Origin of the sequence: Idiomarina abyssalis (assembly GCF_019797805.1) — a bacterium.
Taxonomy (GTDB): domain Bacteria; phylum Pseudomonadota; class Gammaproteobacteria; order Enterobacterales; family Alteromonadaceae; genus Idiomarina; species Idiomarina abyssalis.
This window is the reverse complement of sequence record NZ_CP081832.1, coordinates 1499995-1513728: the sequence shown is the minus strand read 5'-3', so window position 1 is coordinate 1513728 and position 13734 is coordinate 1499995. Positions and strand designations below refer to the sequence as shown.

Annotated in this window: 21 protein-coding genes; 20 read left to right on the top strand and 1 reads right to left on the bottom strand. The window is 45.8% G+C overall.

Going from position 1 to position 13734, the window contains the following annotated elements; genetic code table 11:
- Position 1 precedes the first annotated feature (1 nt).
- From recO to K5X84_RS07120, 19 genes are all read left to right on the top strand, one after another.
- Positions 2–715 (top strand): DNA repair protein RecO, encoded by a 714-nt coding sequence (gene recO, locus K5X84_RS07210; RefSeq protein WP_222235447.1) that lies wholly within the window; start codon positions 2–4, stop codon positions 713–715.
- 3 nt (positions 716–718) lie between these two features.
- The gene (gene pdxJ, locus K5X84_RS07205) at positions 719–1447 is read left to right on the top strand and encodes a pyridoxine 5'-phosphate synthase (protein ID WP_199494203.1); all 729 of its coding nucleotides are present in this window, start codon (positions 719–721) and stop codon (positions 1445–1447) included.
- Positions 1447–1827, top strand: a complete 381-nt coding sequence (acpS, locus tag K5X84_RS07200) for a holo-ACP synthase (protein WP_199494189.1) — start codon at positions 1447–1449, stop codon at positions 1825–1827. The genes pdxJ and acpS overlap by 1 nt, the downstream gene beginning before the upstream one ends.
- Before the next feature lie 21 nt (positions 1828–1848).
- Positions 1849–3210: a 23S rRNA (uracil(1939)-C(5))-methyltransferase RlmD gene (gene rlmD, locus K5X84_RS07195; protein WP_222235446.1), complete on the top strand. Its 1362-nt coding sequence runs from the start codon at positions 1849–1851 to the stop codon at positions 3208–3210.
- Positions 3211–3213: 3 nt separating this feature from the next.
- Entirely contained in the window at positions 3214–5403 is a 2190-nt protein-coding gene (gene relA / locus K5X84_RS07190; protein WP_222235445.1) for a GTP diphosphokinase, read from the top strand.
- A gap of 50 nt (positions 5404–5453) precedes the next feature.
- On the top strand, positions 5454–6218 hold the full coding sequence (gene mazG, locus K5X84_RS07185) for a nucleoside triphosphate pyrophosphohydrolase (protein ID WP_244994836.1): 765 nt from the start codon (positions 5454–5456) through the stop codon (positions 6216–6218).
- A gap of 189 nt (positions 6219–6407) precedes the next feature.
- Positions 6408–6902, top strand: coding sequence for a hypothetical protein (locus tag K5X84_RS07180; protein ID WP_222235443.1), 495 nt, complete (start codon positions 6408–6410; stop codon positions 6900–6902).
- Positions 6903–7007: 105 nt separating this feature from the next.
- Complete coding sequence (locus K5X84_RS07175) at positions 7008–7340, top strand: hypothetical protein (RefSeq protein WP_222235442.1); 333 nt, start codon at positions 7008–7010, stop codon at positions 7338–7340.
- A gap of 60 nt (positions 7341–7400) precedes the next feature.
- The gene (locus K5X84_RS07170) at positions 7401–7571 is read left to right on the top strand and encodes a hypothetical protein (protein ID WP_159430337.1); all 171 of its coding nucleotides are present in this window, start codon (positions 7401–7403) and stop codon (positions 7569–7571) included.
- Between the two features lie 6 nt (positions 7572–7577).
- Entirely contained in the window at positions 7578–8057 is a 480-nt protein-coding gene (locus tag K5X84_RS07165) for an energy transducer TonB (protein WP_222235441.1), read from the top strand.
- 13 nt (positions 8058–8070) lie between these two features.
- Entirely contained in the window at positions 8071–8295 is a 225-nt protein-coding gene (locus tag K5X84_RS07160; protein ID WP_222235440.1) for a hypothetical protein, read from the top strand.
- A 57-nt stretch (positions 8296–8352) separates the two neighbouring features.
- Positions 8353–8577: a hypothetical protein gene (locus K5X84_RS07155; protein WP_222235439.1), complete on the top strand. Its 225-nt coding sequence runs from the start codon at positions 8353–8355 to the stop codon at positions 8575–8577.
- A complete protein-coding gene (locus tag K5X84_RS07150) occupies positions 8570–8812 on the top strand; it encodes a hypothetical protein (RefSeq protein ID WP_222235438.1) in 243 nt (80 codons plus the stop codon). The genes K5X84_RS07155 and K5X84_RS07150 overlap by 8 nt, the downstream gene beginning before the upstream one ends.
- Before the next feature lie 7 nt (positions 8813–8819).
- Positions 8820–9176: a DUF488 domain-containing protein gene (locus K5X84_RS07145; RefSeq protein ID WP_222235437.1), complete on the top strand. Its 357-nt coding sequence runs from the start codon at positions 8820–8822 to the stop codon at positions 9174–9176.
- Positions 9177–9194: 18 nt separating this feature from the next.
- Positions 9195–9776, top strand: coding sequence for a DUF2238 domain-containing protein (locus K5X84_RS07140; RefSeq protein WP_222235436.1), 582 nt, complete (start codon positions 9195–9197; stop codon positions 9774–9776).
- 143 nt (positions 9777–9919) lie between these two features.
- The gene (locus K5X84_RS07135; RefSeq protein ID WP_222235435.1) at positions 9920–10363 is read left to right on the top strand and encodes an energy transducer TonB; all 444 of its coding nucleotides are present in this window, start codon (positions 9920–9922) and stop codon (positions 10361–10363) included.
- Between the two features lie 99 nt (positions 10364–10462).
- Complete coding sequence (locus K5X84_RS07130; RefSeq protein ID WP_222235434.1) at positions 10463–10669, top strand: hypothetical protein; 207 nt, start codon at positions 10463–10465, stop codon at positions 10667–10669.
- Positions 10670–10680: 11 nt separating this feature from the next.
- Positions 10681–10914, top strand: coding sequence for a hypothetical protein (locus K5X84_RS07125; RefSeq protein WP_199494953.1), 234 nt, complete (start codon positions 10681–10683; stop codon positions 10912–10914).
- Positions 10914–11225 carry a MazG nucleotide pyrophosphohydrolase domain-containing protein gene (locus K5X84_RS07120; protein WP_222235433.1) on the top strand — a complete coding sequence of 104 codons (312 nt, stop codon included), beginning with the start codon at positions 10914–10916 and terminating at the stop codon, positions 11223–11225. The genes K5X84_RS07125 and K5X84_RS07120 overlap by 1 nt, the downstream gene beginning before the upstream one ends.
- Before the next feature lie 37 nt (positions 11226–11262).
- Here the strand turns inward: K5X84_RS07120 and K5X84_RS07115 are convergent, their stop codons facing one another.
- Positions 11263–11898, bottom strand: a complete 636-nt coding sequence (locus K5X84_RS07115; RefSeq protein ID WP_222235432.1) for a cation diffusion facilitator family transporter — start codon at positions 11896–11898, stop codon at positions 11263–11265.
- Between the two features lie 159 nt (positions 11899–12057).
- Here K5X84_RS07115 and K5X84_RS07110 point away from each other — a divergent pair, with 159 nt between their 5' ends.
- Positions 12058–13695, top strand: a complete 1638-nt coding sequence (locus K5X84_RS07110; protein WP_199494951.1) for a CTP synthase — start codon at positions 12058–12060, stop codon at positions 13693–13695.
- Positions 13696–13734 lie beyond the last annotated feature (39 nt).

Genomic DNA, 13734 nt, shown 5'->3' with positions numbered 1-13734 from the left:
AGTGGCGCAGCGGGCACTGGTGTTGCATCGTTGGGACTATCAGGAAACCAGTCTGATACTGGACTTATTCACCGAAGATGACGGTCGAGTCCGGGTTGTTGCCAAAGGCGCAAAACGCCCGAAAAGCCCGTGGCGTGGTCTGGCTCAGCCCTTTATACCTCTACTGGCCGAGTTTCAGGGGCGCAGCGAGTTAAAAACCTTAACCTTACTCGAGCCGCAGCAGACCACCGAAAGGTTGCAGCTACAAGGCGAGAAACTCTATAGCGGCTTTTACCTTAATGAGCTGATTCAGCGCTTGGTACCAGCAGAAGGTGAAGCTTCTGAATTGTTCCAAAGTTATTTATCCACTTTGCATAATATGACCGCTAGTGAGCGTGTAGAGCCAGCTTTACGTCAGTTCGAATGGCATTTGTTGCAACACCTTGGCGCTGCTTTTGACTGGTATTATGATGCTGATAGTGGTCAGGCATTATCGAATTACGACCGGTGTTATTTTATTCCCGATCATGGTTTTGTGACACAAGCCAGAGATGATCAACAACGAGCGTATTTGGTGGCTGATATTGAAAAACTGGCCGCCTGGGACGTTGATGACGAGAGCCGTTTACGGCAATTGAAATACATTATGCGTGACGCTTTATCTGTTTACTTAGGCGATAAACCACTGCGCAGTCGTGAACTGTTCCGCGGAAGCCACCTAAGCGAAAGGAGCTAAATGATGAAAGGTCTGCGCCTGGGCGTTAACATTGACCACGTAGCCACTTTGCGTAATGCACGAGGCGTGCGCTACCCCGACCCCGTTGCTGCGGCTGGCATTGCCGAGCGTGCAGGTGCTGACGGCATTACCATTCATTTGCGTGAAGACCGTCGCCACATTACTGACCGCGATGTTGCCATGCTAAAGCAGACTCTGAATGTGCCAATGAACTTAGAAATGGCCGTAACAGAGGAAATGTTGGATATAGCGATAAAAACAAAGCCGACATTCAGTTGCCTGGTGCCGGAAAAGCGTGAAGAACTGACGACAGAAGGCGGCCTTGATGTTGCTGGTCAACTGAACTCTATTACCCAGGCAACTCAACGACTGACTGAGGCTGGTATTCAGGTATCATTGTTTATTGATGCTGACCGCGAGCAAATAGACGCCGCTAAAAATGCTGGTGCCCCTATTATTGAACTGCATACGGGGCAATACGCTGAAGCAGAAACCGAGCAAGAGAAAACACGGGAATTAGCTCGCTTAATGGAAGCTGCTGAATATGCGCACTCTATTGGGTTGCAGGTAAACGCCGGACATGGTCTGCACTACCACAACACGTTAGAAGTTGCACAAATACCACAAATGGTAGAACTGAACATTGGTCATTCTATTATTGCCCGTGCGGTACTAGATGGTCTGGATAAAGCTGTCCGCGATATGCGGGAGATACTCGATAAGGCAAGATAATGGCGATAGTAGGACTGGGTACGGACATCATTGAAGTGTCTCGTATCGAGAAGTCGTTAGCGCGAGGCGATAGTTTGACCAAGCGTGTATTGACCCCGACAGAACAGGAAGAAATGAGCGCATCGGTAGACGAAGCGGCGTATTTAGCCAAACGATTTGCCGCTAAAGAAGCTTGTGCTAAAGCCTTTGGGCGGGGTATTTCGGCCGGACTTTCATTCCAACATATGCAAGTGATTCACGACGAGTTCGGTAAGCCGGGCTGGCATTTCACAGATACTGCCGCACAATGGATTGAAGAGATGGGGGTTGTTGCAAGTCATTTGTCGATAAGTGACGAGCAGCATTACGCCGTGGCAACGGTCATTTTAGAATCTGAATAAACTGGGTTAAAAACAACCAAAATGGCGCAATTCTTTAAACCGCAGAAGCGTAATAAATCCGTGAGTAAAACCCTGAGAGCGCAGGTTTCTGCGTTGGATCATCAGGCGCGGGCGGTTATCCGGGGTGAGGGTAGTAAAAAGCAAACACGCTTTATTATGGGGGCCTTACCCGGCGAAGTTATTCAGTACAAAACAACCGGCAAGCATAGTGGCACGCTTGAACGCATTCTGGAGCCAAGCGCTGACCGCCGGGATGCTCCCTGTAAATACTATGACCAATGCGGTGGTTGCGACTTTCAGCATGTGGCTGAAAGTTATCAGTTAGGCCACAAACAACAAGTGGTGGAAGAGCTGTTCCAGAAGTTCGGTGTGTTTGACTCAGCGACTGAGAGTTTGCCCTGGCAGGCACCGCTAGTTAGCGAGCCCACAAGGTACCGCAGGCGAGTGCGGTTAGCAACGCGCTGGTTAGGCAAAGAGCAAAAGCTGCTTATTGGTTTCCGGGAAGCGCAAAGCCATCAGATTGTTGCGGTTGATGACTGCTTAGTGGCCGACGAAAGTTTGTTGCAAGCTGTGAATAGGCTGTATCCGGTACTGAATACTTCAAGTATTGCAACTAAGCTGGGCCATTTAGAAGCTATTCGCACCAATAAGCCAGTTATTTTATTGCGTATAACGGACAGCTTGCCAAAAGACGCTCTGCAGGCACTAGGGAGCTGGCAGGCAGAACATAATATCGATATTTGGCTGCAAAGCGAAAACGAATTAACGCCACTGAACAACGCAGGTTTACCCTTTGATACCTCCATAGACGGCGACAAACTCTACTTTCAGCCGGGTGACTTTCTGCAGGTTAACGGCGGTATTAACGAACGTATGGTGCAGCAGGCGATCGACTGGCTAGCACCTGAGAAAACACAGCGAGTGTATGACTTTTTCGCAGGTATTGGTAATTTCAGCATTCCACTGGCACGCCGGTCGAAATCTGTGTTAGCCGTCGAAGGAGTCTACCGCATGGCGAAGCAAACGCTCAGCAACGCAGAAGCCAACGGTTTGAATAACTTAACGCCGCTGTCTGCTGACTTGAATGACATTAGTGCGTCCGACTTAAAGAACCCTGCAGATTTATGGTGTCTGGACCCGGCACGTCCGGGCGCGGAAGGTGTTATGACATTACTCAAAAAGCTCAAACCTGAGCAACGACCTTCCCGAATTGTGTATGTGTCTTGTGCGCCTGACACACTCGCGCGCGACTTGGCTATAATCGCTGGGTTAAAATCTGATAAAAAGAGCTCCGACTACCGTATAACTAAGCTCTGCACAGTTGACATGTTCCCGCAAACGCATCACATTGAAACCATGGTTTGTCTGGAACGAGCGTCGTAAATCATGGTCCATGTACGCAGTACCCACGTGGATGATCCCAAGTATAAAGACAGTGAACAGCATTGGCTGAACGCTGTGAGTGATCCTGAGCCATTAGAAAGCACTCTGGAGCAGTTAAAGCAGCAATTTCCGAAAGAAGAAGCAGCGCTGTTAAAAGGCCAGGAAATGGTTGAAATACTGGCTCCGCTCAAGCTCGATGCCGAATCGCTGCTGGCGGCGCTGTATATGCCTCTTTTAGAAGCCGGCAAACTCGATTTAGATAAATTAAACGGTAAACAGTCTAAAACCCTGGTAGTGCTGTTGCGCAATGTGCAACAAATGCAGAGTATCGGTGACTTACAGCATTTTCAGCACGGCCAGCCCGACGGCGGCCAAATAGATAATGTGCGACGCATGCTATTGTCCATGGTAGAAGACGTGCGTGCCGTATTGATAAAACTGGCAGAGCGAATCTGCTACCTGCGTGAAGTGAAAAAAGCCGATGAAGAAACTCGGGTGCTGGCCGCCAAAGAGTGTGCTGAAATTTACGCGCCGTTGGCCAATCGCTTAGGCATAGGCCAGCTGAAATGGGAGCTGGAAGACATCTCCTTTCGCTATTTGCACCCTAATACCTATAAAACCATTGCCAAACGCCTGCATGAGCGCCGGACCGACCGCGAGCAATATATTGATAATTTTGTCTCTGAGCTGCAAAACGCGCTGAGACAGCAAGGTATCGATGCGGACGTTTACGGACGCCCTAAACACATCTACTCGATTTGGCGAAAAATGCAGAAAAAGCATCTGCAGTTTGATCAGCTGTTCGATATTCGTGCTGTACGTATTCTGACGCACAATCTGAAAGACTGCTACGCAGCCTTGGGTGTGGTGCACTCGCGCTGGCGGCATATCGCGTCCGAGTTTGATGACTACGTGGCAACACCCAAGCCAAACGGTTATCAGTCTATCCATACGGTGGTTATTGGCCCCGAGCACAAAAACGTTGAAATTCAGATACGTTCGCACGACATGCACGACGACGCCGAGCTGGGCGTAGCCGCGCACTGGATGTACAAAGAAGGCGCGTCGGCTGGTAAACGTCACGGCTTTGAAGACAAAATAGCCTGGCTGCGTAAGCTATTAGCCTGGCACGAAGATATGGCCGGCAGCGAAACTCTGGTGGATGAAATTCGCTCGCAGGTATTTGAAGACCGCGTTTACGTTTTTACCCCGAAAGGCGAGGTAGTCGATTTACCCATGGGCTCTACGCCGCTGGACTTTGCTTATTATATTCACAGCCAGGTTGGCCACAAGTGTATTGGCGCAAAGATCGACGGTCGCATTGTGCCTTTTACCTATCAATTGCAGAATGGTGACAGGGTTGAGATTTTAACTCAGAAGAATGCTCAACCACGGCGCGACTGGCTTAACCCACAGCTCGGATATTTGCATTCCTCTAGGGCGCGAGCCAAGGTTCATACCTACTTCAAAAAAGAAGACAGAGAAAAGAACCTTCAGGCGGGTAAAGAGCTGCTGGAAAACGAACTGCAGAAGCATCAGTTGCATGTGCAGGACGCGAGCAAAGCGGTAGGGCGATTTAATGTACCCACACTGGATGACTTACTCGCCGCCATTGGTGCTGGTGATGTGCGCCTGCATCAGGTGGTTAATTTCCTGAAACCTCAGGAAACCGAAGTAGAAAAAGTTGAGCGTTTAACTAAACGTCGTAAAGCCAAGCAGTCGCCGAAAACACCGAAGTCTGATGTAACGGTAGAAGGCATTGGTAATTTAATGATGCACTTTGCCAATTGTTGCGAGCCCTTGCCGGGTGAGCCTATTACCGGTTTTATTACTCAGGGCCGGGGCGTATCTGTGCACCATAGAGACTGTGATCAGTTAACGCATTTATTGCATCAACACCCTGAACGCGGCATTGAAGTGTCCTGGTCGGGGCACTCCAAACAGGAATACCGTGCCAGTCTGCGAGTATCCGCATTAGACCGTAACGGACTTCTGCATGATATCACCAGCGTGTTGTCGAACGAAAAGGCTGCGGTAGCGCAAATGGACAGTGAAAGCGATGCTCAGTCACAGTCAGCTACGGTGGTGTTAACCTTAACGGTAAAAGACAGCGACGCACTCAGTCGAATTATGGACAGACTGCGACAGGTGCACGGTGTTGAACAGATCCAGCGAATCACGTTAAAACATTAGCCCTTTAAAACATCAGCCAATAAAACAGTGGAGGTACCTCAGTGAAAGGAATGCAACAGCTGCAACAGGTTATGGCACAGCTGCGAGATCCGGAAAGCGGTTGCCCATGGGACTTAAAGCAGAACATGACCTCGTTAATTCCTTACACCATTGAGGAAACCTATGAAGTTGTTGATGCTATTCAGTCGGGAAACTGGCAGTCGATAAAGGACGAACTGGGTGATTTGCTCTTTCAGGTGGTGTTCTACGCCCAGTTAGCGCGAGAAGAACAGCAGTTTGAGCTCGATGACATAGCTGCACACACCGCCGATAAGCTTATAAGCCGACATCCTCATGTATTTGGTACTGATGCCGAGCGCAACTTGTCCGACGCGGAAATTAAGGCTCAGTGGGAACAAATAAAGCAGCAGGAGCGTACAAAGAAAGACGCTAAAGGCTCCGTGTTTGATGACATTCCCAGTCAACTGCCCAGCGTTTTAAAAGCCGCTAAGCTGCAAAAACGTGCTGCGTCAGTGGGCTTTGACTGGACCGAGGCGGAGCCTGTTTACGCCAAAGTGGACGAAGAAATACAGGAAGTAAAAGAAGCTACAGACCAGGACCACATTGAAGAGGAAATTGGTGACCTGCTGTTTGCCGTTGTAAATTTAGCCCGCCACAAACAAGTAAACCCCGAAGCCGCACTGCAACGCGCCAATGAAAAGTTCAAAAGCCGTTTTCAGACTATAGAGCAGCGCTTGAGTGAGCAGGGTAAAAACGCTACCGACTGCAACCTCGATGAACTTGAAGCTCTTTGGCAGCAAGCCAAGCAGGGTTAATGGCGTAGCGTATCCCAATATTCATGTCAGATAAGGTTTGTAATCAACCTTTGCTTTTCAAGTTTCACTTCTTTATGATTGTTAACATATTTTATACATTGGTTCTGAATAGTGATTATAGTTTAGTGTTTGATCAATATTAAACATTCCGTTTACCTGGTAATTATTAACTTAATATAAGGATGTATTTTGAAAAAATTAGGGCTACTTGTCTCGTTAATTTCCATTTCAGCAGGTGCCAATGAACTTGACGCGGATAAGCAATATTCTGTTGGTGTTGGTATCGGACCTGCTTATAGCGGGTTAGGTGCAAATGTCGCTCTGGTGTCCAGGACTGACATGAAATATCTATCGGCTGGCTGTGTAGAGTACAGCTCAAACTATGGGCTTACCTGCGGTTTTGGTGCTGGTTGGATCGTCACCGATCTTTTTAACTCTAACTCAAATAAACACGGCTTAGGTGTTTATGTAACCAAAGCGGGCCATGAGACTAACGCTAGGATAGAGAACGGAAACTTGAATGTTTATGAGAATGAATATTATGGGGCGGGTGTCAGTTATACCTATTTTATGAATGGAATAGATAAACCGGGCTTTACTTTCGGTGTTTCTGCGCACGCGACAAACTCGGATTACGATGACTCAACCAGTGGTGTTCTGCTGCAGGTTGGTTATCAGTTTTAGTATATAACAAGCTAATACAGCTGGTTGAAGTCATACATCGAACGGTCAAATGATACTTCAAGCAAGCATCACCGTTGTTAACGGATTACAGCGTTGAGGAAATCTATGACGTTATACCCTTATTCAAAAATTAAAACTGAAAAGCTCGGTTTACTTCTGTTTGCTGCAAGAGCAACCACTATCATAGGCTTGCTTATTCTGCTTTTCTCAATTGGGTTTATACTTCTAATCTTCTTTACTGGTGGAACACATAGCCTCGGAGACGGAGCAACCATATCCTCACCACGATTCGGGATTCCATCGATTCTTACCGGGGTGTGGGGGTTCGCATCTTGCATTTTCTTTTTGCTGATTGGTGGTGTTGCTGCGGCTTTAGTTTCTCTGGAAAACCAGTTCTCAAAGTACATTAATAATAAAGAAAACAAGTCGGATGCATAGATATCGCTGCTTTTAGGCAATTATGGATTTCAAGGTATCTGCAATAGGCGGAGAATAAAAATGAAGAATGCATTATTCACTGGCCTGGGAATTGGCGCTGGTGTGGCTATCTATCAAGTATTGACGAATGGGATCTCCGGTGCAGACTGGTATCGCGCTATTTTTGTTGGCGTATTCTGCACGGTCATTTTTGCGGTTTATCACTCTCTTAAGCCTAACTCCAGGAATTAATTATTCATGACTAAACACTTTACTGTTTTCTCTTTTATTTTGGTAATAAGCGCACTGTTGATTAGTGGCTGCAAAACTACCAGCACTACTGTTGAGTATCCCAATCTACCGGTTGTGGATAATGAGCTTGGCAAATCGAAGTGGGCGCAGTTGGAACGGTTCCCGGCAAGGTATCCTCAGCAAGCTGTTATTAATTCAACGGAAGGTTGCGCTACCATTGAATACGTAATAACGCCTGAGAATAACGTCAGAGACATCGTGGTTGTTAAGTCGACTAACAAGCATTTCGCCGCGACAGCCCAAGACGTCGTTACAAACTGGAAATGGAAAGACCTTTCCAACAACATTATTTCTGAGCCTGTGAAAACCCAAACGCGTTTTGACTTCTGTTTCGATAAAGCCGGCCAGGCTTGCTCAACGATGGAGCCAGAATATTCTTGCCCGGGTGAAGATATTATATACTCTCGCGGTATGATGGTGCAGTAACTGGGAGTAAGTAATGAAAGATTTAAAAGATTCCCTTTTGTTTATAGTCGCTGTTGTTTGTTTATTAGTTTTCATCGGAGCAGTGGTTGATATCCTTTTCTTTTGGCCAGGTACCGGTTTTGACGGGATGTTTTTAGGTAAAAATGTGCTTTATGCAATTGCAACTGGCTATTGGGTCTGGAGGCTTTTAATCCAGCCTTATCGAAAGCGAAAAGCACTTGAAGCGGAAAGTTCTTAGTGGAGATTATGAATACGTCAGGTTGATATCTGTTGGTGATAAAGGCAGGGGAATAACGTGTTTAACCTAACCCAGAAAGAGCTCAATTCAATCATTAAAAAACATACGGGGTTTGCTGTATTTCTAGCGGTAGTGCCTGTCGTTTTCATCCAAGTCATTTCAATATTTGCCGGCGATATGAATTACCTGCTCATTTTTCTGATGCCGATAATTATTGTTGGCGCATGTGCAAATTTAGTGAAGAACGTGCTAACGGATATTCGGGAGCATAGCCATGAGTGAGTCAACTGCTCGGCAGCCATTTGGGTCTACTGTTGTACCTATTATTATTGCTGTAATTCTGACTGAAGTACTTATGTATAACTTAGGCTCAAAGTACAACCCAATAAGTGATGGCTTCAATATTCCTAATTTCCTAATTGATTTAGGCGTGTTTGTAGCAATTGCAATGGCCGCCACATGGTTATATCAGCGAGTATTTAAGTTGCTACGAAGGGACACTGCGAACAAGGAATAGTTAGAGTATGACTATCCAGCTTAAACGCATCTATAACGACCCATCATCTGACGACGGTTACAGAGTTTTGGTGGATAAGCTGTGGCCTCGTGGCATTTCAAAAGACGCAGCCAAACTTGATGAATGGATAAAAGACATAGCGCCTTCCAATGAGCTTCGTAAATGGTTTCACAGTAATCGTTCTGAGTGGGGCGAGTTTCGCAATCGGTATTTGTCTGAATTAAAAAAACACAAAGAAGCCTTACGCGACTTAGCAAGCAAAGCTAGTAGTGAAAAAGTCACATTGCTGTATTCCTCTAAAGATACTGAGCACAATAATGCCGTGGTGTTGAAAGAGTATTTAAATAAGCTGCACTCTGAGTAGTGCCACTAGGAGACTCCCATGAAATACCTCTGGATAGTGATTTTTACCATAGTTTTAGTCTGGTCGGGTATTAACCCTAAAGACCCATTTACCTGGTTGCTTGAAGTAGCTCCGGCGGTAATTGGGGCTGTGCTGGTGGCTCTCACTTATAATTCATTTCGTTTAACGCCTCTGCTATATGCATTTATTCTGGTGCATTGTGTGGTTTTAATGGTGGGCGGACACTACACATACGCGGAAGTACCTTTCTTCGAGGGGCTCTTCGGCGCAGAGCGAAATAATTATGACAAGTTAGGTCACTTCTTTCAGGGCTTTGTGCCTGCGCTGTTGGCAAGAGAAATATTAATTCGAAAAAACATTGTGAACGGGACTGTCTGGCGCAACATTATTATTGTTTCAATATGCTTGGCCTTTAGCGCGTTTTACGAGTTACTGGAATGGTGGGTTGCCCTTGCAACCGGTGAGGATGCTGAAGCTTTTCTTGGTACTCAGGGTTACGCTTGGGATACTCAATCTGACATGGGCTTTGCTCTGATTGGTGCCATTCTCTCGTTGTTTATCTTGTCCAAGAGTCATGATAAGCAACTTAAAAGTAAATAAGGTTTCATGTGAAGTATTCGTGATGTTTTTCTAGCGGAATCTCTTTAGAGATCCTGAACTGATCTTTTAATTAGGTATATAATTCTGTATAAATAATGTTTCAACTTTGCATTGGAAGGCTATTTAAGCTTAAGGACAGGGCGTTGAAAAAAGTAAGTATTATTTTTGCGAGCACGCTATTCGTTATTTCTTGTAGCTCAAATACCCAGAGCGATAAGACAGAGACAAAATTCCTGGATCTGTCAGCTGCGGAGCACTCGGAACTTGCTGATGAGTACTGGACTATCAGCAAACGTATCCCTCCTCAATACCCGGCTTCAGCCGCGCGGAATGATGTATCCGGTTGCGTCAAAGTTGCTGTAGGTATTGGTTCAGATGGACGCGCTAAAGGGTATGAAGTTCGCTCATCTTATCCAAAGGGTGTATTTGATGACTACGCGGTTGCGGCACTTCAAAAATGGAGGTGGGAAGCAACTGAAAAAAATTCGGGGCGTACACCGATATTAAAGACCGTTCAGTTAAACTTTGCGATAAAAGAAGCCCCGGATGACCATGAATATATTGAGAATTGCTCATCTAAAAGGTAAGAAGATTAACGTGTAAGAAACTTTTCCAATGAAGCCTGTTTGAAGGCTATAAGTGGGCTAAGAACGAATCAATCGTTTAACGACATAAGGAATTAAGTTTTGAATATTAATGCAACACTGTTAGGTCAAGTAATTTTAATCTTTATCCCAATAATAGTCATTTTAAGCTACTACCTTGGGAAAAGGAAAACACAAACACCTAAGCTGGCAACCTTAATTGGGCTTATTCTAGCTTTTATCCCGCCATTGGCGTTAATCTATGTAGCGGCATTAGTGATTAAAAATGACGTTCGGGTCTCAGAATAAAAGGTTTTTATATGAATAAAATTTTATTACTTCTCGGCGCTTTACTTTTATCGGGATGCACAAGTTCGGACATGCTTTACTATTTGACTCATCCTACCGACTCTTCCGATAAACCTTCTACGGCGGCTATCTATACAGGAGCGGCACTTATTCTGGGTGAAATGAAAGAAGAGTGCAGTTATGGTCATCCTGAAGACCAAATTAACTGCAAAAAGGAAAAGGAAGCTAGAGAGCGCAAGAAATAATGCCGACTTTAAAAAGCCAGCCTACTTTAGCCGATTTTCAGGAATATGTTACTGAGCTTGAAGCGGAACGGGGTTTTTCTGAACAAACCGTTAAAGACAAGTGCTTGCTGCTCGGAGAGGAAGTGGGTGAGTTATTTAATGCTGTTAGAAAAGTTGAAGGGCTAGCGATAGATCACCAATCTGAGATCGGTGAGGTCAATGATGAACTGGCAGATGTTTTTATTTATTTATGCGCTATTGCTAACCGTTACAACGTAGATCTTGAAAAAGCTTTTCTAGCGAAAGAAGCGAAGAATAAGCAACGAACCTGAACAAAAAGTCGATGAACTTTAAGTTTTAGCGAGAAAATTAACCACAACATCCCGAAATATCGGTTTTATCACCGGCTTTTACTGCTCGAGCATCGCGAATAATGCGTATTGCAGAGCGCAGCACAATTAAAGCAATTACTGTGGCTATCAGTAAATCTGGCCATGCCATGTCTAGCTGAGCAACCAGCAGAGCAGAAGCAATTACACCCGTGTTCATGAGCATGTCATTGCGAGAGCATATCCAGCTGGCGCGGATATTAATATCACCGTTTCTGGAACTGTATAAAAGCGCAAAGCAAAGCACGTTAACCACCAGCGCTAAGCCTGCCACCCATAACATCATGTTTGCATTGGGTTGGCTGCCAAAAATTAAACGTTGCAACACATCAGCCAAAACCATCAGCGCTAGGACGGTTTGTAGTGTACCGTTAAAAATTGCGGCATTGGCTTTGTATTTAATGGCTTTGCCAACTGCGTATAAACTGACCGCATAAACCAATGTATCGGCCAACATATCCAGTGAGTCAGCAATAAGGCCACTGGACTGTGCTAACAAACCGGCAATAAATTCAACGAAAAACATAACGCCGTTAAGAACCAGTACAGTCCATAACAATCGTCTTTGTGCTTTATCGATGTGTTCTTGTGCGGTGGTGCCACAGCAGGATGACATAAGGTAACTCCAGATGGGTTTGGCTGGCGCTATACTAACAAAAGAGCTTTGCAAAAGACTAGGCGGCGCGCTTTTTATTTGTTGTTGGGGCGGTCTTTCGGTATACTACTTTCCCGTCTGAATGCAATCCCAAATTTGACCTGACCAACTAGGTATCACATGGCGACAAACTATATTTTCGTAACCGGCGGAGTTGTATCCTCGCTGGGTAAAGGCATTGCTGCGGCCTCTCTGGCGGCAATTCTAGAAGCACGGGGCCTCAACGTTACCATCATGAAGCTGGACCCCTACATTAACGTAGATCCGGGTACCATGAGCCCAACTCAGCACGGTGAAGTTTTTGTCACTGTAGACGGGGCTGAGACCGATCTTGACCTGGGACACTACGAGCGTTTCATTCGCACCCGTATGACCAGCAGCAACAACTTCACCACCGGCCGTGTCTATGAAGACATTATCCGCCGTGAGCGTAAAGGTGAGTTTTTAGGAGCGACCATTCAGGTCATTCCTCACATTACCAACGAAATTAAACGTCGTGTTATTGAAGGCAGTAAAGGCTTTGATATTGCCATTATTGAAATTGGCGGCACGGTAGGTGACATAGAGTCACAACCTTTCCTTGAAGCTATTCGCCAGTTGGGCACGGAAATAGGTCGTGATCACACCTTATTTATGCACCTGACTCTGGTGCCATTCTTAGGCGCTGCAGGTGAGGTGAAAACCAAGCCGACTCAGCACTCTGTGAAAGAACTGCGTTCTATTGGTATTCAGCCAGATGTATTGGTGTGTCGTTCGGATCGCTCCTTACCGGCAACAGAGCGTTCGAAAATTGCTTTGTTTACCAATGTAGAAGAGCGAGCGGTTATTGGCTTGCGCGACGTAGACAGCATTTACAAAATTCCTTCTATGTTAAAGGCCCAGAGTTTGGATGACATAGTCACCAAGCGCTTTAATTTAGATTGCCCCGAAGCCGACTTGCATGAATGGGAAGAGGTTCTGTATCAAGAATCTAATCCGAATGGTGAAGTGACCGTCGGTTTTGTTGGTAAGTACGTTGAACTGCCGGATGCCTATAAGTCGGTGAACGAAGCGCTGGCTCATGCCGGCCTTAAAAATCGTTTAACGGTAAACATTCGTTACATCGACTCTCAAGACTTAGAAACCAAAGGTACGTCTAAACTTGAAGATGTGGATGCTATTTTGGTGCCAGGCGGTTTTGGTGATCGTGGTATTGAGGGCAAGCTTATTGCGGCAAAATACGCACGCGAGAATAACATTCCTTACTTAGGCATTTGCTTAGGCATGCAAGTGGCAATGATTGAATTTGCCCGTAATGTTGCTGGTTTAACCGGCGCTAACAGCACTGAGTTTGATGAAAATTGCAGTGACCCGGTAGTTGGTCTTATCACGGAATGGATGGACGCCAGTGGTCAAAAAGAACTGCGCGACAAGCATTCCGACTTAGGCGGCACGATGCGTCTTGGTTCACAGGAATGTCATTTAGAAAAAGGTTCTAAAGCGCTTAAAATGTATGGCAAAGAAACCATTGAAGAGCGTCACCGCCATCGCTACGAAGTAAACAACCATTACATTGAGCCGCTGGAAAAAGCAGGCTTAAAAATCACGGGTTACTCGCATGACAAGCAGTTAGTTGAGATTCTGGAAAACCCGAAACACCGTTGGTTTGTTGCGGTACAGTTCCACCCGGAATTCACTTCAACGCCGCGTGACGGGCACCCGTTATTTAAAGGCTTTATAGAAGCTGCAGGCGAATTTCATAAAGAGCGTTTGGGTTAATAACCCGGCTAATGATTAAGCATTAAACAGGATTAAAGC

Excerpts from the sequence above, each read along its gene's own strand:
- K5X84_RS07110 (WP_199494951.1), top strand. The coding sequence starts at position 12,058 with ATGGCGACAAACTATATTTTCGTAACCGGCGGAGTTGTATCCTCGCTG.
- K5X84_RS07120 (WP_222235433.1), top strand. The coding sequence starts at position 10,914 with ATGCCGACTTTAAAAAGCCAGCCTACTTTAGCCGATTTTCAGGAATAT.
- K5X84_RS07175 (WP_222235442.1), top strand. The coding sequence starts at position 7,008 with ATGACGTTATACCCTTATTCAAAAATTAAAACTGAAAAGCTCGGTTTA.
- rlmD (WP_222235446.1), top strand. The coding sequence starts at position 1,849 with ATGGCGCAATTCTTTAAACCGCAGAAGCGTAATAAATCCGTGAGTAAA.
- K5X84_RS07170 (WP_159430337.1), top strand. The coding sequence starts at position 7,401 with ATGAAGAATGCATTATTCACTGGCCTGGGAATTGGCGCTGGTGTGGCT.
- K5X84_RS07140 (WP_222235436.1), top strand. The coding sequence starts at position 9,195 with ATGAAATACCTCTGGATAGTGATTTTTACCATAGTTTTAGTCTGGTCG.
- K5X84_RS07150 (WP_222235438.1), top strand. The coding sequence starts at position 8,570 with ATGAGTGAGTCAACTGCTCGGCAGCCATTTGGGTCTACTGTTGTACCT.
- K5X84_RS07160 (WP_222235440.1), top strand. The coding sequence starts at position 8,071 with ATGAAAGATTTAAAAGATTCCCTTTTGTTTATAGTCGCTGTTGTTTGT.
- K5X84_RS07145 (WP_222235437.1), top strand. The coding sequence starts at position 8,820 with ATGACTATCCAGCTTAAACGCATCTATAACGACCCATCATCTGACGAC.
- pdxJ (WP_199494203.1), top strand. The coding sequence starts at position 719 with ATGAAAGGTCTGCGCCTGGGCGTTAACATTGACCACGTAGCCACTTTG.
- acpS (WP_199494189.1), top strand. The coding sequence starts at position 1,447 with ATGGCGATAGTAGGACTGGGTACGGACATCATTGAAGTGTCTCGTATC.
- K5X84_RS07115 (WP_222235432.1), bottom strand. The coding sequence starts at position 11,898 with ATGTCATCCTGCTGTGGCACCACCGCACAAGAACACATCGATAAAGCA.
- K5X84_RS07125 (WP_199494953.1), top strand. The coding sequence starts at position 10,681 with ATGAATAAAATTTTATTACTTCTCGGCGCTTTACTTTTATCGGGATGC.
- K5X84_RS07165 (WP_222235441.1), top strand. The coding sequence starts at position 7,578 with ATGACTAAACACTTTACTGTTTTCTCTTTTATTTTGGTAATAAGCGCA.
- mazG (WP_244994836.1), top strand. The coding sequence starts at position 5,454 with ATGCAACAGCTGCAACAGGTTATGGCACAGCTGCGAGATCCGGAAAGC.
- relA (WP_222235445.1), top strand. The coding sequence starts at position 3,214 with ATGGTCCATGTACGCAGTACCCACGTGGATGATCCCAAGTATAAAGAC.